General features: G+C 71.6%; 13 protein-coding genes. 2 read left to right on the forward strand and 11 right to left on the reverse strand.

The genetic code is table 11. The features are described 5' to 3' along the window. Window positions 1–5 precede the first annotated feature (5 nt). The 10 genes from ACFQ2V_RS15205 to ACFQ2V_RS15250 all read right to left on the reverse strand — a co-directional run bounded on the left by ACFQ2V_RS15205 (window position 6) and on the right by ACFQ2V_RS15250 (window position 13429). The gene (locus ACFQ2V_RS15205) at window positions 6–602 is read right to left on the reverse strand and encodes an EboA domain-containing protein (protein WP_386053683.1); all 597 of its coding nucleotides are present in this window, start codon (window positions 600–602) and stop codon (window positions 6–8) included. Then, window positions 599–1477, reverse strand: coding sequence for a sugar phosphate isomerase/epimerase family protein (locus tag ACFQ2V_RS15210; RefSeq protein WP_386053684.1), 879 nt, complete (start codon window positions 1475–1477; stop codon window positions 599–601). Before ACFQ2V_RS15210 ends, ACFQ2V_RS15205 begins: the two co-directional genes overlap by 4 nt. Then, entirely contained in the window at window positions 1474–2427 is a 954-nt protein-coding gene (locus tag ACFQ2V_RS15215) for an SCO3242 family prenyltransferase (protein WP_386053685.1), read from the reverse strand. Before ACFQ2V_RS15215 ends, ACFQ2V_RS15210 begins: the two co-directional genes overlap by 4 nt. After that, the gene (locus ACFQ2V_RS15220) at window positions 2409–3554 is read right to left on the reverse strand and encodes an inositol-3-phosphate synthase (RefSeq protein ID WP_386053686.1); all 1146 of its coding nucleotides are present in this window, start codon (window positions 3552–3554) and stop codon (window positions 2409–2411) included. The genes ACFQ2V_RS15215 and ACFQ2V_RS15220 overlap by 19 nt, the downstream gene beginning before the upstream one ends. Before the next feature lie 120 nt (window positions 3555–3674). Continuing rightward, window positions 3675–6962: a PQQ-dependent sugar dehydrogenase gene (locus ACFQ2V_RS15225; RefSeq protein WP_386053687.1), complete on the reverse strand. Its 3288-nt coding sequence runs from the start codon at window positions 6960–6962 to the stop codon at window positions 3675–3677. Between the two features lie 170 nt (window positions 6963–7132). Further along, window positions 7133–8248, reverse strand: coding sequence for a sugar phosphate isomerase/epimerase family protein (locus tag ACFQ2V_RS15230; RefSeq protein WP_386053688.1), 1116 nt, complete (start codon window positions 8246–8248; stop codon window positions 7133–7135). 93 nt (window positions 8249–8341) lie between these two features. Then, the gene (locus ACFQ2V_RS15235; RefSeq protein ID WP_386053689.1) at window positions 8342–9574 is read right to left on the reverse strand and encodes a Gfo/Idh/MocA family protein; all 1233 of its coding nucleotides are present in this window, start codon (window positions 9572–9574) and stop codon (window positions 8342–8344) included. A 90-nt stretch (window positions 9575–9664) separates the two neighbouring features. Then, on the reverse strand, window positions 9665–10729 hold the full coding sequence (locus tag ACFQ2V_RS15240; RefSeq protein ID WP_386053690.1) for a substrate-binding domain-containing protein: 1065 nt from the start codon (window positions 10727–10729) through the stop codon (window positions 9665–9667). A gap of 154 nt (window positions 10730–10883) precedes the next feature. Further along, the gene (locus ACFQ2V_RS15245) at window positions 10884–11948 is read right to left on the reverse strand and encodes an ABC transporter permease (protein WP_386053691.1); all 1065 of its coding nucleotides are present in this window, start codon (window positions 11946–11948) and stop codon (window positions 10884–10886) included. After that, complete coding sequence (locus ACFQ2V_RS15250) at window positions 11945–13429, reverse strand: sugar ABC transporter ATP-binding protein (protein ID WP_386053692.1); 1485 nt, start codon at window positions 13427–13429, stop codon at window positions 11945–11947. Before ACFQ2V_RS15250 ends, ACFQ2V_RS15245 begins: the two co-directional genes overlap by 4 nt. Before the next feature lie 154 nt (window positions 13430–13583). On the opposite strand from ACFQ2V_RS15250, the gene ACFQ2V_RS15255 reads away from it, so the two are divergent. Both ACFQ2V_RS15255 and ACFQ2V_RS15260 read left to right on the forward strand, forming a co-directional pair. Next, complete coding sequence (locus ACFQ2V_RS15255; RefSeq protein WP_386053693.1) at window positions 13584–14777, forward strand: ROK family transcriptional regulator; 1194 nt, start codon at window positions 13584–13586, stop codon at window positions 14775–14777. Between the two features lie 151 nt (window positions 14778–14928). Further along, window positions 14929–15741, forward strand: a complete 813-nt coding sequence (locus ACFQ2V_RS15260) for an HAD-IIA family hydrolase (protein WP_386053694.1) — start codon at window positions 14929–14931, stop codon at window positions 15739–15741. A gap of 45 nt (window positions 15742–15786) precedes the next feature. Here ACFQ2V_RS15260 and ACFQ2V_RS15265 read toward each other — a convergent pair whose 3' ends face one another. After that, window positions 15787–17424, reverse strand: coding sequence for an HAD family acid phosphatase (locus ACFQ2V_RS15265; RefSeq protein ID WP_386053695.1), 1638 nt, complete (start codon window positions 17422–17424; stop codon window positions 15787–15789). Window positions 17425–17516 lie beyond the last annotated feature (92 nt).

A 17516-nucleotide genomic window follows, 5' to 3' on the forward strand; every position in this document is an offset into this window, starting at 1 on the left:
GCTCCTCAGTCGGCGGGGTGGGGGACGGTGTCGGCCAGGGCGAGAACGGTGAGGGCATCGGCGGGGACGGTGCGCCCGGCGGCCTCACGTTCGGCGGCGTAGTCGCGCACCATCCGCGCGAGCTCTGCGTCGGCGCGCTCGGCGAGGCCGGCGACCTGGTCGACGGCGATGCCCGTGAAGAGCACCTTGAGCACCGCCTGCCGCCACGCGTCGTCGTCGAGGTGTGTCGCGGCATACGGCCCCAGCGCGGCTGCGACAAGGCGGGTGTCGTTGGTACGCAAGGCGTCTCGGACGATCGGAAGCGCCGAGTCACCGATGGCGTTCGACCGCCCGGGCGCGTCGAGCTCGGCCAAGGAGAGCAGCACCGCACGCCGTTCCGCCGCGTCTCCCTGCTCGTAGAGGCGACGCACGACACCCACGACGTATGCCGTGTCGCCGGGCACCGTGAGCAGCAGCGCCTTCCGGGCTGCATCGCCGTCACGGGCCTCCCGGGCGGCCGTGCGTGCAGCCGCCGGGAAGTGCCGCTGGATCGACCCGGGGTCGAGGGCCACCTCGCTGAGCATGCCGTCGATCGTCCGGACCGGCTCGGTGGTCGGGCTCATCGGCGAACCTCCTGAGGTCGTCGCGTGGTTCGGGTCTGCGCCTGCAGCTCCGCGGAGCGGAGGAAGTCGAGGCCGGCGGCGGCCAGCGTCGGCGCGGCGTGCGAGTGGCGGGGCAGCTCGACCGCGACGAGCCCGTCGAACCGGATGGCAGTGAGGGCCGCGAGGACGGGTGGGAAGTCGACCTCACCGTCGCCGAACGGCAGGTGCTCGTGCACGCCGCGGCGCATGTCGTCGATCTGCACGTTGGCGACGAGGTCGCCGGCGTGGAGCACGCACGCGGCGGGGTCGGCGTCCTCGGTGCACCGCAGGTGGCCGACGTCGACCGTCAGGCGCAGCCGCTCCGGGTCACCGAGGCGGCGGCGCAGCTCGACGACGTCGGCGATGCGCTCGACGAACATGCCGGGCTCCGGCTCGAGCGCGAGGTCGACGCCGTGCGCCTCGGCGAGGGGCAGCAGCCGCGCGACACCCTCCTCGACACGGGACCACAGCTCCCCCCGGGTCGCTGCGGCGGGCGCGATGCCGCTCCAGAACGAGACGGCCGGGGCCCCGAGGTCTGCTGCGACTCGAATCGCCCTCTCCAGCAGGTCGATCCGCTGATCACGGCCATCGTCCGAGACCAGGGTCGGCTCGTGCTTGCGGCGCGGGTCGAGCACGTAGCGCGCACCGGTCTCGACGACGACGCCGAGACCGTGCCCCGCGAGCAGCTCGCCGACCCGGCGCGTGCGCCCCGGCAGGTCCGGCGCGAAGGGGTCGAGGTGGGCGTGGTCCAGCGTGAGCGCGACGCCGTCGTAGCCGAGGTCGGCCAGCACGGCGAGCGCGTCGGGGACCCGGTGGTCGGTGAAGCCGTTGAGGCCGTAGCCGAAGCGCAGGCTCATGTCGCCGACACCCGCCTCATCGCCAGCCGCCCGAGGGGCACGGATGCCGCGAGGGCCACGGCAGCCGCCGGCCGGCCGCGGCCTGCGACGAGCGAGCCCTGGAGGGGCACGAACCCCCGGATCCCGCGCCCCGTCGCCCGGCGAACCGTCGCCGCGTCGGGCGACCGGACGGCAGCGAGCTGGGCCCGCAGGACGTCGCGCGCGTACCAGGCGGCCATCGCGGTCGAGAGTGCGACTGAACCGACCGGCCGCAGTCGCGCCGCGCCACGTGACGGGGCCGCGCCGGCTGTCGCGCGGGTCGCGAGCGCCGCCCGGACGGGGCCCAGGACCGCGCTGGCGGTGGCGACCGCGGCGGTGCCGATCGCCACGGCCCGCGCGGTCGACGCCGAGCCACCGTGCACCTCACCCCGGCTCAGCGCGGTGACGCCGGCCGTGTGCGCGCCGACGAGAGCCGCCGGCAGGAGCGCCCGGCGGACCCCCGCGAGACCGCCGGCACTGGCGCCGAGGGCGACGTCGAGGGCTCGGGTCGAGGCCATCGTGGCCACGCCGACGGCGCCGTCCTTGGGGCCGAGGTCGTAGGCCCACACGGCGGCCGCCAGCAGCGCCGCCACGGTGGCGCCGGACCGGCCTGCCGCCAGGCCTGCCACCGCGACCCCGCCGAACGTCAGGCCCGCAGCCACGCCGAGCGCCGTGCCGGCCGGCACGCGTCCGGACGGGATCGGCCGCTCGGGGCGCTCGGTGGCGTCGACGGCGCGGTCGGCCCAGTCGTTGAGCGCCATGCCGGCCCAGTAGAGGCACGTCGAGGCCACGGGCAGGGCGGCCGTTCGGGCGCCCGCCGGCCAGCCGGCGCTGGCGGCGCCGGCCAGGGTGTCGCCGGGGACGGTGAGCGCGGCCGGCGCGCGGACGAGCTCGACGAGGTCGCGGAGCCGGGTCACGACGCCGTCGCCCACTGTGTCAGGATGCGGTGCTGCTCGAAGAGGCGGTGCTCGCGGGAGTCGACGGGGTCCTTGAAGAAGAAGCCCAGGGCCGTGAGGGGGCCGACCTCACCGCGCCGCAGGGCGAGGTCGGCGAGGCGGGCCAGGTCGATGACGAGCGGCGCGGCGAGGCTCGAGTCGCAGCCCTGCCACGTGAACTGCATCGACATGCGCGTGCCGAGGAAGCCGGTGAAGGTGAGGTGGTCCCACGCCGTCTTCCAGTCGCCCAGGTCGGCGATGTTGTCGATGTGCACGGGTCCGTCGACGGGGTGGCCGAGCATCTCCTCGAGGCCGCGCGCCTTGCTGCGGGCCTTGCTCTCCATCGCCTCGGGATCGGCCAGCGTGGCGCCGTCCCCGCCGCCGAGCAGGTTGGTCCCCGCCCAGGAGCGCACCCGCAGCGAGCGGGCAGCGAACATCGGTGCGAGCACCGACTTGACGAGGGTCTCGCCCGTCTTGCCGTCGCTGCCTCCCCACGGCACTCCCGCCCGCTCGGCGAGCTCGACGAGGGCGGGCAGGCGCGCGCCCGTCGAGGGGGTGAAGTCGATGAAGGCGGCGCCGGCGGTGAAGGCCGCGGCGGCGTACACGGAGCTCGGCGGCAGCGGGGACTCCCCTGCGGCCCAGGCGGACTCGAGGGCGTCGAGCGAGGCGTGCGCCGGGTCATCGGCCGCCACGGGCTCGGTCGAGCTCACGTTGACGACGACGACGCGGCTCAGCGACTCGGCCTCCGCGAAGGCGCGGATGTCGGCCGCGAGGCGGTCGACCGCTTCGGGCTGGGTCTCGCCGCCCGGCCGGTGACCGAGGCGCAGGCGACTGCAGGCACGGTCGAGATCGTCGGTGACGAGACCGAGCGCGGCGTGCGGGATGACCCCTGCGTCGGCGAGCTGGGCGGCCCGCTTGACCAGCGCCACCTCGGAGACGTCGTGCCCGCCGATGACGATGCGGTCGAGCGGTACGAGGTCGGCGCCGGCGAGGTCGGGATGCTCGGTGACGAGGCCGTCGAGGGCGGCGCCACCCGCTGTGATGAGGGCCAGGCCCGTCGCCACCGTGGTCGCGACGGAGCCACGGGCCCCGACCAGCCAGAGTCCGGTTCGGTCGTCGGTCATTTCGCTCTCCTTCGAGCAGGGTTCGTGGGTCGTGGGGAGGGGAGGTCCGGGTCTTCGTGGGTCCGGTGACCCGGCGGCGGGGCGATGGGCCGTCCCGCCGCCGGGCACCGGCTCGTTGGGTCAGCGCAGCGAGGCGATGACCGCGTTCGCGTCGCGCCGCAGGGCGGCGGACGCCGTCGGGTCGGACACGTTGGTGGCCGACTGGGCGAGCGAGACGAACTCCTGCAGCTGCGAGACCGCAGCCGCCGGGCGTCCGCCTGCCACGTGCTTCGCCGCCTGGTCGAGGCGCTTCTCGAGGGCCGGCTCTCCCGTCCTCGTCACGAGACCCGCACGCGACAGGCGCTCGGTGAGGGCGGTCAGCACGGGTAGCGACGTCGTCGTCGTGAAGCCGGTCGACGTGGCGCGCACGTTGCCCGCCCTGTCCTTGGCCGTGACGACGAGGGTGTGGCTGCCGAGCGACAGCTTCCACAGCTCGAGCGGCTTGTCCGCCGCGACCGGGCTGCCGTCGACGGTCGCCGAGACGGCGTCGATGCCGCTCGTCGCGTCGGCGGCCGTCCAGGTGACGTCGCCGGAGTTCGCGACGGTGGACCCGTCGGTGGCTCCGGACACGGCCACGGTGGGCTGCGACCTGTCGGTCCTCACCGTCACGGAGCCCACGGTGGAGACGTTGCCGCCGTTGTCCGTGGCCCGGTAGAGCACCGTCGTCGTGCCGTCGGCCGAGAGCGTCAGCGCGGTGTTCGCGTTGACCCACGTCCTGCCGCCGTCGACGGAGCGCTCGCGCGAGGCGACGGTGCCGTTGTCGGTCGCGGTGACCGTCACCGTGACGTTGCTCGTGTACCACCCGTTCGCGCCGTTCGGCGTGGCCGGGTTGAGGGTGGCCGACACCGTGGGCGGCGTGCGGTCCGCGACGCCGTCACCGACGAAGGCCAGCGAGTCGAGCACGACCCCGCCCGTCGAGGTGACGAACAGGCGGCCGGTGCCGGTGGGCCTCGACGCCAGGGTCGCGGCCGTGTCGGTCCAGCCGGCGCCGTCCACCGCGATCGTCGCGAAGGGCGTCGCCGTGGGCGAGTTCCAGCGGAGCGAGAGGGTGCCGGTGCCGGAGGTGCGGGCGGAGACGCCCTTGATGCCGGCCAGGTTCGCCGGGTCCCAGGCGAGGTGGTCGCCAGCGTCGAACGAGGTGACCTTGCGCAGGCCGCTCGCCGTGTCGTCACCGACGACCTCCACGCCCGAGGTCACGTCGGCCCACTCGGCCTCCTGCTTCTTCGGGTTGAGCACGAGCTGCTCGGTCGTGGTCGCCGCCGGCACCCCGGAGTGCCCGTTGTCGGTGTAGGTGATGACGACGACGCCGAAGATGTTCTCCGTCTCGCCGTGCTGGGTGGCGTCGGCCGGGGTCGGGATCGCGAACTGGCAGCCCGTGCCCTGGCTGAGCGGGTGCGCGTGCGCGTCGTGCCCGAGGCCGAAGGTCCACGAGACGCGCGAGCACACGGTCGCGTCGCCGTCCTCCGGGTCGGAGGTCGTGACCGTGAACGGCACGGCCTGGCCCCAGTCGAAGAACCCACCGTTCGGCGGCGTCGTGATGTTCACCGTCGGAGCGACGTTGCCGACGCTGACCGACGTGCTCGTCAGGCCACGACGTCCCTCCGGGTCGGTGACCCGAAGTCGCGCCGTGAACTTGCCGAGGTCGGTGTACGTGAACGACGCCTTCGCGCCGGTCGCGTCGAAGGTGCCGTTGCCGTCGAAGTCCCACTCGTACGTCAGGGCACCGCCCTCGGGGTCGACGGAGGCGCCAGCGTCGAACGCGACGGTGAGCGGCGCGTTGCTGCTGCTGACCGGGCTCGCCGAGATCTTCGCCTGCGGCGCCTTGTTCCCCGGGCTGTAGTCGATGCGGTAGAGGCCCGCGTCGGGGTTGGCCCGGAAGAAGCCGTCGCCGTAGTCGAGGACGTAGAGCGAACCGTCCGGGCCGAACTCGATGTCGATCGGGCTGTCGGTGATCGGCTGCCCGTTCGTCTCGAGGGCCGTGTTCGGCAGGAAGTTCGTGATGTGGTCGACCGGGCCGTTGGGCCACTGCACGTCGAACACCGCGAGGTAGTCCTGGGAGAACTCGGCGAAGAACGCCTTCTTGTCCCAGTACGCCGGGAACTTCGTCGTCGACGGGTTGGCGGCGTCGTAGTGGTAGACCGGTCCGCCCATCGGGCCCTGGCCACCGGCCGGGGAGAAGTCGGTCAGCTCGGGCCACGGCTGGTGCGTGTTGTTGTCGCCGTAGTAGAGCGTGGCCGGGGTCGCCGGAGGCAGGACCGCCAGACCGGTGTTCCATGTCGAGTTGTTGCGAGCACCGGCGGCGCAGTCGAAGAACGGTCCGGGCGTCGCGGTCTCGAAGTTCCACTCGTTGTAGTTCTTCGCGTCGGCGGTGCAGTACGGCCAGCCACCGTTGATCGGGCGGTCGATGGCGGTCGTCTGCCACTCGACGTAGCCCATCGGGCCCCGCTGCGGGTCTGGCGCGCCCGCGTCGGGACCGTAGTCACCCCATGTCACGGAGTTCGTGGCCGCGTCGACGTCCATCCGGAACGGGTTGCGTACGCCCATGGCGAAGATCTCGGGACGGGTCTTCGCCGTGCCGGGTGCGAACAGGTTGCCGGCGGGGATCGTGTAGGACCCGTCGGCCTCGGGGTGGATGCGCAGGATCTTGCCGCGCAGGTCGTTCGTGTTGCCGGCGCCGCGACGCGAGTCGAAACCGGGGTTGAAGCCGGGGGCGTTGTTGTTCGGTGCGAAGCCGTTGGCACCCGGTGCGCTCGCCGGCGTGTTGTCGCCGGTCGAGAGGTAGAGGTTGCCGTTGGCGTCGAAGTCGACGTCACCGGCGACGTGGCAGCACTGGCCGCGCTGCGTCTCCACCTTGATGATGACCTGCTCGGACGCCAGGTCGAGCTTGCCGCTGGCGTCGTCCCACCTGAAGCGGCTGAGCTGGTTGTAGCCCTTCCACTGGTCCCAGTAGGAGGCGTCCGCCCCGGCCGGCAGGGTGTTCGGCGCCGACCCGGTGGGCGTCGACGCCGGGTAGGGCGCCGTCATCGTGCGCGGCGCGTAGTACAGGTAGACCCACTTGTTCGTCGCGAAGTCGGGGTCGAGCGTGACGGTCTGGAGGCCGTCCTCCGAGTTGTTGTAGACGGGGAGCGTGTTGACGACCTTGGTGACGCCGGTGTCGGGGTCGACGAGGCGCACGTCACCGTTGCGGGCCGTGGTGAGCACGCGGCGGTCGGGCAGCACCGCCAGGTCGATCGGCTCACCGGTGTCCTTGGTGAGGGTGATCTTCTCGTAGTTCGACCAGTCGAGCGCGGGCTCGTTGCCGTGGTCGACACCGTCGTGGGCGGTGGCGGGTGACGCGAGGACCCCGCCGAGGGTGGAGAGGGCGAGCACGGCGGCGGCTGTTGCCGAAACCGCCCTCTGCGCTCTGGAGCGACTTGTAGCATTCATCGGTACGTCCTTCTTGACAGAGACGGGCGAGCCGGTCCCCGGGGAGCGCGCCGCTGCAACGGCCATGCACTCCCCGGGGGTCCGGCGTACTGCGTGTTCCGGCGGTTCGGTCGTCAGCCGCGCAGGGCGGCCATGTTGTCGTAGCTGATCCGCGCGAACTCCAGCGACTGGCCGGGGTTCGCCGCGCCGCCGGGAGCGGTGTCCTGCTCGTACATCGGGTTGTGGTAGCCCTTGGCGCCGGTCGAGCTGAGGAACGTGCGGTAGTCGATGTCACCCGTGCCGAAGGGCACCATCTCGTAGCCGTTCGCCAGGTCGGGCCGTGCGTCGCCGTCCTTCGCGTGGAAGAGCGGGAAGCGGATCGGCTGCTTCTGCACGACGCCGAGCGGGTTGAAGACCGACGTGACAGCCGTGCCGTCCGGCGCCGTGTACGCCGTGTGCTTGAACTTCGCGACGTGCGCCCAGTAGATGTCCATCTCCAGGTAGACGTTGGCCGGGTCCGTGTTGGCGAGGAAGTACTCGAGGCGCCGGATGCCGGACGAGCGCGTGGGGCGGCCCTGCGCGTCGAGCGGCCCGCTGTCGAGCAGGAAGCTGTACGCGATGTCGTGGTTGTGCGTGTAGAGCTTGAGACCGTGCGAGGCGGCCCTGGCGCCGAGGGTGTCCCAGCGCTCGGCGGCCGCGGCCCAGTCGGCCACGTAGGCCGAGCTCGTCGGGTCGGAACCGGTGCCGATGTGCTGCATGCCGAGGATGTTGGCGACCTCGCACGCGGCGTCGAACTGCGCGAGCGTCGTGTCGTTGATGACCGACGGGATCGTGCCGTGGTTGCCCTCGGCCTCGAGACCGTTGTCGTCCAGCCACGCGCGCAGCTGGTACGCGCCGGCGACGTTGTTGACGTTGCCGCCGGGTGCGTTGGCGTGCTGGCTGTAGCCGGCGAACTCGACCTGCTTGTAGCCGATGCGCCCGAGCTCCTCGAAGACGGCCTTGAACCCCGACGCGTACGGGCTGGTGCCCGGGTCGCGGGAGATGGCGTCTCGGACGGTGTAGAGGATGATGCCGCGCTTGCCGGGCGGCACCACCACGCCGTTGGCGGCGGGAGCCGCGGCGGCGGTTCCGGCACCGGCGACGGTCACGGCCGCGGCAGCGGCCATTCCGGTCGTGGCGGCCATGAACTGGCGGCGGTTGAGGCCGAGTCCCTTGGCGAGTTCCAGCGGATTGACGTCGTTGTCGTGCATGAGGCTTGCTCCTTCAGGGATGACAGAGACTTGCCGAGCGGGGTTGAGCCGAATCTCCTTTCGGGACGAACGAGGACAGCAACCTCCGCTTGGTCAGGACAGTGCCGAGGTCGAGACGCGGGCCCCGTCGACAGGGGTCCAGGACCCCGACCGCTCCGCGCTCGCCTCGACGGCCGACAGGATCCGCTGCACCTGGAGCCCGTCGGAGAAGGTGGGCCGGGGGTCGGTGCCCTCGGCGATGGCGGTCAGCAGGTCGACCGCCTGGTGGGTGAAGCCGTGCTCGTAGCCGAGCACGTGGCCGGGCGGCCACCAGGCCGCCACGTAGGGGTGGCTCGCCTCCGTGACGAGCACTCGAGTGAAGCCGGCGTCGCGCGAGGCGGCGCGGCCGTCGAAGACGTGCAGGACGTTCATGTCCTCGAAGTCGAAGGCCAGTGAACCGTCGGTCCCGTTGACCTCCAGGCGGATCGCGTTCTTGCGGCCGTTGGCGAAGCGGGTCGCCTCGAACGTCGCGAGGGCGCCTCCGCTGAGGCGTGAGACGAGCACGGCGGCGTCGTCGACGGTGACGGGACCGGTCGTCGCGGCGCCGTTCGAGGCGGCCGTCGCGCTGATGCCGCCGGTGCCGAGCGACGCGGGGTCGGCCACGGGACGCTCGCGGACGAACGTCTCGGTGAGCGCCGAGACCCCGGTCAGGGTCTCGCCGGTGACGAACTGGGCGAGGTCGACGATGTGCGCGCCGACGTCGCCCAGCGCCCCCGAGCCGGCGCGCTCCTTCTGCAGCCGCCAGGTGAGTGGCGACTCGGGGTCGACGAGCCAGTCCTGCAGGTACGCCCCGCGGACGTGGAGGATGCGCCCGAGCCGTCCCTCCGCGACGAGCTGACGCGCGTACGCGATGGCCGGGACCCGACGGTAGGTGAAGCCGACCATCGAGCGGACCCCCCGCTCGCGGGCCGCCTCGGCGGCCCGGACCATGGCCTCGGCCTCGTCGACCGAGTTGGCGAGCGGCTTCTCGCAGAGCACGTGCTTGCCGGCCTCGAGCGCGGCGACCGCGATCTCGGCGTGGGTGTCGCCGGGCGTGCAGATGTCGATGATGTCGATGTCGTCACGCTCGAGCAGGCGCCGCCACTCGGTCTCGACGCCGGCCCAGCCGAACCGGTCCGCGGTGTCGCGGGCGGCGGCCTCGTTGCGTCCCGCCACGGCGACGAGCCGCGGGGTGGCCGGCGCGTCGAAGTAGCTGCGCACGTTGCGCCAGGCCTGGGAGTGGGCCCGGCCCATGAAGGCGTAGCCGATCATCCCGACCCCGAGGGTGGGCGTGCTGGGTGTGCTCATTGACGTCCTCGCATCTGAACGTGGTGGTGCGACTGGTGGGACCGTGGCCGGCGCCCGCGCTGCGGCGTGTGGCAGCGCGGGCGCAGACCGTCAGGACTCGAAGCCGAGCGGGAGGTACTGGTCGACGTTGTCCTTGGTCACGACCGGCGCGTTGAGCACGATGCGGCGCGGGACCTCGACCTGGACGAGGTCGCCGATGCCCTTGTTCTGCGCGATGAGCCGCGCGAGCTTGATGCCGTCGGCCGCCTGCGTGGGCGGGTAGAGGACGGTGGCCTCCATCTTGCCGTCCTTGATCCAGCGCATCGCGTTGGACGATCCGGCACCACCGATGAACGCCATCTCGTGGCGGTTCGCCTGGTCCAGAGCGGCCATGACGCCGACACCCTGGTCGTCGTCGTGGTTCCAGAGGATGTCGATCTTCGGCGCGGCCTGGAGCAGGTTCGCCGCCTGGCGGTTGCCCGACTCGACGGTGAACTCGGCGGCCACGCGGTTGTCGACCGTCTGGCCGCACGCCTTGAGTGCGTCTGCGAAGCCCTTGCTGCGGTCCTGCGTCAGGGGCAGGGCGTCGATACCAGCGATCTCGGCGATGACGGGGTTGCTGAGGCTCTTGTCCTTGACGACCTTGCACGCGTACGTGCCGGCGGAGACGCCCATGCCGTAGTTGTCGCCGAGGATCGTGGCACGCGCGGCGAACGGGCTGGAGAACTCACGGTCGACGTTGATGACCGGGATGCCGGCGTTCATCGCCTTGGTCGCGACCTCGGTGAGGGCGGCGCCGTCGGTCGGCAGCAGCACGATGGCGTCGACCTTGTCGTTGATGAACGTCTCGATCTGGCTGATCTGCAGGCTCGCGTCGTTGGTGCCCTCGGCGGCCTTGAGCTCGACGTCGGTGTGCTTCTTCGCCTCCGCGAGGGCCGAGCTGTTGATGGCGGCGAGCCAACCGTGGTCGGCCGCGGGGCCCGAGAAGCCGATGGTGACCTTCTCGCCCGGGGCGTCGTTGTCGCTCGCGGCCTTGGCGCCACCGGCCTGCTGTGTGGAGGCAGCGGGGGTCGTGACCGGGTCGTTGCTGGTGCACCCCGCGGCGAGGAGCGCCGTGCTGAGGGTGATCGCCAGGACGGCGACGCGCGTGGTCGGACGGGACAGGGATGCGGACACGCTGACTCCTATGTGAGCGACGAAGTGGTGCGGGGGTGAGTGCTGCTGGGTGAGGCGGAGATGCCGTGTGAGGTGCTGCTGTGTGAGGTGCTGCTGTGTGAGGTGCTGCTGTGTGAGGTGCTGCTGGGTACTGCCGCTGGGTCTGCGGCTGGTGCTAGGTCGACCGGGTGCGTGAGACCCGCTGCTGGAGCAGCACGGCGGCGACGATGATCGCCCCCTTGGCCACCGCCTGCGTCGACGTGTCGAGGTTGTTGAGGGTGAAGACGTTGCTCAGCGTCGTGAAGATGAGGACGCCGAGAACGGTGCCGACGACCGTGCCGCGACCGCCGGAGAGCAGGGTGCCGCCGATGACGACCGCGGCGATGGCGTCGAGCTCGTAGAGCTGGCCGTGGGTGGAGGTACCGGTGGTCGTGCGGGCCATGATCATGACCGCTGCGATGCCGCAGGCGATGCCGAGCAGGACGTAGAGGTACATCGTCTGGCGCTGCACCCGGATGCCGGCGAGGCGCGCGGCCTCGGGGTTGCCGCCGATGGCCAGGGTGCGCCGGCCGAACGTGGTGCGGTTGAGCAGCACCCAGCCGGCGGCCGCGACGAGCGCGAAGACGATGACGAGGACCGGGACGCCGAGCACGCTGCCGCCGAAGAACTCGATGAAGCCGCGGTCCTTGACGATCTGGGTGCGGCGCTTGGCGATGAGCTCGGCGAGGCCGCGGGCCGCCGCGAGCATGGCGAGAGTGACGATGAACGGCGCTATCCGGCCGTAGGCGACGAGCACGCCGTTGACGAGGCCGCACCCGGCGCCGACCGCGACGGCGGCGAGGACCATGACGGTCCAGTGGTAGTTCTCGGCCATCGCCTGGGTCGCGACGGTCGTCGCCCAGACGGACGAGAGGGCGACGATCGCGCCGACGGACAGGTCGATGCCGCCGCCCGAGATGACGAAGGTCATGCCGACGCTGACGACGCCGATCGTGGCGCCCAGGCGCAGGATGGTCAGGGCGTTGTCGGGGCTGGCGAACCGGTCGCCGGCGGTGACGATGCCGACGACGACGAGCAGGACCAGGGCCACGACCAGCCCCGCGCTGCGGCCGGCCGGGCCGCTGAGGAAGCCGGTCAGGCCCCCCTGCCGGTTCGCGGCCCGGGCTGCGGCGCCCCCGACGGGCGGCCCGGCGAGAGCCTCTCCGGATGCCTGGTCGGCCTTCGTGACGTCGGCGCTCATGCCGCGTCTCCCTTCAGGATGATGTCGAGGACGGCGTGCTCGTCGAGCTCGTCGGCCGGACCCTCGTGGCGGACGGTGCGGTCGGCGAGGACGAGCACCCGGTTGGCGAGCCCGAGGACCTCAGGGATCTCGCTGGAGACGACGACGACGGCGACGCCCTCGTCGGTGAGTCGGCGGATGAGGCCGTAGATCTCGGAGCGCGCTCCGACGTCGACCCCGCGCGTGGGCTCGTCGAGGAGCAGCACCCGGCAGCCCCGGAGCAGCCAGCGCGCGAGGACGACCTTCTGCTGGTTGCCGCCCGAGAGGGTGCGCGACTCGCGGTGCACACCGCGCGGGCGGACGTCGAGCGACTCGAGGAGCTTCTCGGCCTCCTCGACCTCGGCGGACCCGTCGAGCAGGCCGCCGTGTGAGAAGCGCGGCAGCGTGGCCAGGGTGATGTTGGAGGCGAGCGAGGCGCCGAGCACGAGGGCCTGGCTCTTGCGCTCCTCGGGGCAGAGCCCGATGCCGGCAGCGACGGAGGCGGCCACCGAGCCGGCGCGGACGGCCTTGCCGTCCACCCGGACGGTCCCCCCGGTGGCCTTGCGGGCGCCGAAGATCGTCTCGACGATCTCGGACCGGCCCGAGCCGACGAGACCGGCGAGCCCGACGACCTCACCGGGTCGCACGTCGAACGACACGGGCGCGAACTCTCCTGCGCGGGTGAGCCCCTCGACCCGCAGCACCGGCTCGGCGTCGACGTCGATCTCGGGCTTGGGCGGGAAGACGTACTCGATGGAGCGGCCCGTCATGAGCCGGATGAGCTCCTGCGTCGGCGTCGTCTTCGCATCGAGGCCCGTCGAGACCGTGCGACCGTCCTTGAGCACGGTGACGCGGTCGCCGATCTCACGGATCTCCTCGAGACGGTGCGAGATGTAGACGACGGCCACGCCCTGCGCCGTGACCTCGGCGATGACCCGGAAGAGCTGGTCGACCTCGCCGGCGTCGAGCACGGCCGACGGCTCGTCCATGATGATGAGCCGCGCGTCGCGCGACAGGGCGCGGGCCATGCTGACGATCTGGCAGGCAGCCGCCGAGAGGGTGCCGACCTCGGCCGACGGCGAGATCTCCGGGTGGCCCAGCCGGGCGAGCAGCGCGGCGGCCTCGCGACGGGCGGTGAGGCGCTGGGAGAAGCCGAACCGGGCGGGCTCGTGCCCGAGGAAGATGTTCTCGGCGACGGTGAGGCCCTCGACGAGGTCGAGCTCCTGGTACATCGTCGCGATGCCGAGGTCCATGGCCGCCTGCGGGTGGTGGAGGGAGACCTCCTCACCGAGCCACTCGAGCGTTCCCTCGTCGGACTGGTGGACACCGGCGAGCACCTTGATGAGGGTGCTCTTGCCCGCGCCGTTCTGGCCGAGCAGGCAGTGCACCTCGCCGGGCAGGACGTCGAGGTCGACACCTCCGAGTGCCACGACCCCGGGAAAACGCTTGACCACATTGGTCATTCGCAGCAGTGCTGGGTCGGCTCCATCTCGCCGTCGAGATTCCATGCGTCACACCGTTGCCCACTTTTGTCGGCCCGTCAAGCAAAAGTTTTGTCTGTGGACACGCAAAGTCGAATGGCTGGCATACGTAAGTTGCCTGTGCTTGACTTCGGGGATGCGTCCCGAGCCAGCGTCCGCGTATGCCGTGAGCGGAGCGGGCGAGCTGCTGCAGCTGCTCCGCGACGAGACACCGCGAACCCGCGCCGAGCTCGCAAAGCTCACCGGCCTCGCCAGGTCGACCGTCGGCGCCCGCGTCGACGCCCTCCTCGCGACCGGACTGCTCGCACCCAGCGGCGAGGCGGCGAGCACGGGCGGCCGCCCGCCGGTGCGCTTCGCCTTCAACCCCGAGGCGCGGGTCGTCGTCGGCGCCGACATCGGCGCGACGCACGGACGGGTCGCCCTCACCGACCTCAGCGGCCGACCCGTCTGCGAGATCGGCGAGCCGCTCGACATCACCGACGGCCCTGCGGTCGTGCTCGACTGGCTCGTCGCGACGACCCACCGGCTGCTCGAGCAGGCAGGTCGTCAGCCCCGCGAGCTCATCGGCATCGGCATCGGCGTGCCGGGCCCGGTCGAGCACTCGAGCGGCCGCCCGATGCGACCGCCGATCATGCCCGGCTGGGACGGCTACGACGTGCCGGCCCACGTGCGGCGCGAGTTCGACGTGCCGGTGCTCGTCGACAACGACGTCAACATCATGGCCCTGGGTGAGCACGCCATGGCCCACCCCGACGTCGAGCACCTGCTCTTCGTCAAGGTCGCCACCGGCATCGGCGCCGGCATCATCAGCGGCGGCCGACTGCACCGCGGGGCCGTCGGCGCCGCAGGCGACCTCGGCCACGTCGCGGCGCCGCACGCGCCAGACGTGCTGTGCTCCTGCGGCAATGTCGGGTGCCTCGAGGCGGTGGCCAGCGGTCCGGCGATCTCCAAGGCCCTCAAGGAGATCGACGTCCTCGCCGCCTCCAACAGCGACATCGTCGACCTCGTGCGCGGCGGCAACATCCCGGCAGCCCTGGCCGTGCGGCAGGCCGGCCGCACCATCGGCGAGGTGCTCGCGACATGCGTGAGCCTGCTCAACCCCCAGGTCATCGTCATCGGGGGCTCGCTCGCCCAGGCCGGCGAGAGCCTCATCGCCGGCGTGCGCGAGGTCGTCTACGGCCGCTCGCTCCCCCTCGCCACGGGGGTCCTGCAGATCGTCGCCGCCACCACCGGCGTCCAGGCCGGCGTCATCGGCGCCGCGACCATGGTCATCCAGCACGCCCTCACCGCCGACCGCGTCGACCTCGCGATCGCCCAGTCCGCGTCCTGAGTCTTTGGCTCGAGCCTTCGGCTCGAGCCTTTGGCTCGCTTCGCTCGCGTGTCCGGCGCTCCGCTGCGTCCCGCCTTCCCTCCTCGGCTCGCTCGCTGCGCTCGCTTCGCTCGTCGGTCCAGGCGCGACGCGCGTCGGACCCACCCCCACAATGGTGGACATGACCGAACACCGGCCCGTCGACACCTGGCTCACCGACATGGACGGCGTCCTTGTCCACGAGGAGGACGCGATCCCGGGCGCCTCCGACTTCATCGAGGCGCTCAAGGCCTCCGGCAAGCGCTTCCTCGTGCTGACCAACAACTCGATCTTCACGCCCCGCGACCTGCGGGCACGCCTGCTGGCCAGCGGCATCGACGTGCCGGAGGAGGCGATCTGGACCTCCGCCCTCGCGACGGCGCAGTTCCTCGCCGACCAGAGGCCCGGCGGCACCGCCTACGTCGTGGGCGAGGCAGGCGTCCTCACCGCGCTGCACGACGTCGGCTACGTCATGACCGACCGCAACCCCGACTACGTCGTGCTGGGCGAGACGCGCACGTACTCGTTCGAGTCGATCACCCGCGCGATCCGCCTGATCGACAAGGGTGCCCGGTTCATCGCGACCAACCCCGACCCGAGCGGCCCGAGCCCGGCGGGACTGCTGCCGGCGACGGGGTCGGTGGCCGCGCTCATCAGCACCGCGACCGGTCGTCAGCCGTACTACATCGGCAAGCCCAACCCGCTCATGATGCGCAGCGCCCTCAACCGGCTCGACGCCCACTCCGAGACGACGATCATGGTCGGCGACCGCATGGACACCGACATCATCTCGGGCCTCGAGGCGGGCCTGCGCAGCGTCCTCGTGCTCACCGGCTCGACGTCACGCGCGCAGATCGAGCACTTCCCCTACCGGCCCTCCCGGGTCGTGGACTCCGTCGCGGACCTCGTCCGCCTCGTCGCCCACGAGCCCGGGGGCACCGAGTGAGGTTCGGTGCGATGTCTCGTCAGGGCAGGTAGTCAGGGCAGGTAGTCAGGGCAGGTAGTACGTCGGGTTCGGCAGCTTGACCGCACGGTCGGCGCTTCCACCGACCAGGTCGCTGAACTGGTCACCGAGGTTGGCGACGACGTCGTAGCCGAGGTCCTGCTCGATGTGCGCACGCGTCGTCGACTTGTACTCGGTCGTCGTGCACGTCGGGTAGGCCTTGCAGTGGCCCTGCATGTAGGCGGGCGGGGTCTCGCTGCTGCGCCACTTGGTGAAGTAGAGGTCGCTCGTGAACTGCGGGTAGCCCTGCTCGTGGAGGTTGGCGATCGTCGCCGCCTTCTGGCCGTTGTTGCGACCCGTGAGGCCGATGACGGCGCAGCCCGAGTCGGCGACCGCCTTGACGAGGGAAGGCATCCCGGGCGTCGCGGGGAACAGCTTGTTCTGCACCCAGTAGTCCTGGCGGGTCGGGTTGAAGACGAACTTCATGTCCGCGACCTCCATGTCGTAGGTCCACAGGGTCGTGTCGTCGGCATCGAACACGACGGCCGGCTTCGTGCCCTTGCGGACGCCCTGGCGGCACTCGCTCTCGAGGCGCTGGGTGTTGCGCTGCTCGAGCTCGGCGAGCTCGGAGACGTAGGGCGAGCTCGTCCTGTTGGCGAGGCCGGTGCCCGGGTCGCCATAGTAGGTCGCGATCGTCTTCTTCACCGAGTCGATGTTGGGGATGCCCTCGCCGCTCTCGGTGCGGCCGCTCGAGCCGTCGGGTGCCATCGTGAACTGCGTGCGCGGCGCGAGCTCGGGCTCGTCGACCCCCGGCAGGTTCGGCGACGGGAGGTAGTACGTCGGGTTGGGCAGCTTCACTGCGGCGTCGGCATAGCCACCCTGCAGGTCGCTCCACTGGTCGCCGACGTTGAGCACGATGTCGTAGCCGAGGTCCTGCTCGATGTGCTTGCGCGTGCCGGCCTTGTACTCGACCGTCGTGCACTTGGCCGCGGCACAGGTGACGTAGGCGGGAGGCGTCGAACCGGCCCACTTGGTGAAGTACGTGTCGGGGGTGAAGGCGTTGTAGCCGACGTCCTTGAGGTTGCCGATCGTGGCGTCCTTCTGGGCGGCGCCGCGGCCGGTGAGGCCGAAGACGGTGAAGCCCATGGCCTGCGCGTCGTTGACGAGGGAGACCATCGAGGGCGTGGCCGGGAAGAGCTGGTGCTGCACCCAGTAGTCCTGGCGCGTGGGGTCGAAGACGAACTTCATGTCCGCGACCTCCATGTCGTAGGTCCACAGGGTCGTGTCGTCGGCGTCGAAGACGAGTGCGGGCTTCTTGCCGGCCGCGACGGCGGCGTCGTACTTCGCCTGCAGTCCCGCCCGGATGTCACTCGTGAGGTGCTGCATCTCGGTGACGTAGGGAGAGGCCGTGCGGTTGGCCAGGCCCGTGCCCGGGTCGCCGTAGTAGGCCGCGATCGTCTTCTTGACCGAGTCGATGTTGGGGATGCCGGCGCCCCCTTCCGTGGCGCCGCTCGAGCCGTCGGGCGCCATGACGAACTCGGTGCGCGGGGTCAGGGTCTGGTCGTGGCGGCCGCCGGAGTCTCCGTGGGCCAGGGCTGGTGCGGCGCTGCCGACGAGGAGCGAGCCGACGATCGAGCCGGCTGCTGCGACGACGAGGCCCGCGGTGCGGGGCGTGGGACGCCTCATGGGTCACCTCTGGGTTGTTCTGTGCGGGGTGGGCCGCTCGACCGTAGTGCCGCGGCCCACCCCGTGGGAGGTTGACGCAGACCCGCACCCCC

The sequence above is a fragment of the Terrabacter terrigena genome, assembly GCF_042676085.1.
In the GTDB taxonomy this organism is placed as follows: domain Bacteria; phylum Actinomycetota; class Actinomycetes; order Actinomycetales; family Dermatophilaceae; genus Terrabacter; species Terrabacter terrigena.

Bases quoted from the DNA above. Each gene is read 5' to 3' on its own strand.
- ACFQ2V_RS15220 (WP_386053686.1), bottom strand. From the start codon at position 3,554: ATGACCGACGACCGAACCGGACTCTGGCTGGTCGGGGCCCGTGGCTCC.
- ACFQ2V_RS15235 (WP_386053689.1), bottom strand. From the start codon at position 9,574: ATGAGCACACCCAGCACGCCCACCCTCGGGGTCGGGATGATCGGCTAC.
- ACFQ2V_RS15245 (WP_386053691.1), bottom strand. From the start codon at position 11,948: ATGAGCGCCGACGTCACGAAGGCCGACCAGGCATCCGGAGAGGCTCTC.
- ACFQ2V_RS15210 (WP_386053684.1), bottom strand. From the start codon at position 1,477: ATGAGCCTGCGCTTCGGCTACGGCCTCAACGGCTTCACCGACCACCGG.
- ACFQ2V_RS15230 (WP_386053688.1), bottom strand. From the start codon at position 8,248: ATGCACGACAACGACGTCAATCCGCTGGAACTCGCCAAGGGACTCGGC.
- ACFQ2V_RS15250 (WP_386053692.1), bottom strand. From the start codon at position 13,429: ATGACCAATGTGGTCAAGCGTTTTCCCGGGGTCGTGGCACTCGGAGGT.
- ACFQ2V_RS15205 (WP_386053683.1), bottom strand. From the start codon at position 602: ATGAGCCCGACCACCGAGCCGGTCCGGACGATCGACGGCATGCTCAGC.
- ACFQ2V_RS15255 (WP_386053693.1), top strand. From the start codon at position 13,584: ATGCGTCCCGAGCCAGCGTCCGCGTATGCCGTGAGCGGAGCGGGCGAG.
- ACFQ2V_RS15265 (WP_386053695.1), bottom strand. From the start codon at position 17,424: ATGAGGCGTCCCACGCCCCGCACCGCGGGCCTCGTCGTCGCAGCAGCC.
- ACFQ2V_RS15260 (WP_386053694.1), top strand. From the start codon at position 14,929: ATGGTGGACATGACCGAACACCGGCCCGTCGACACCTGGCTCACCGAC.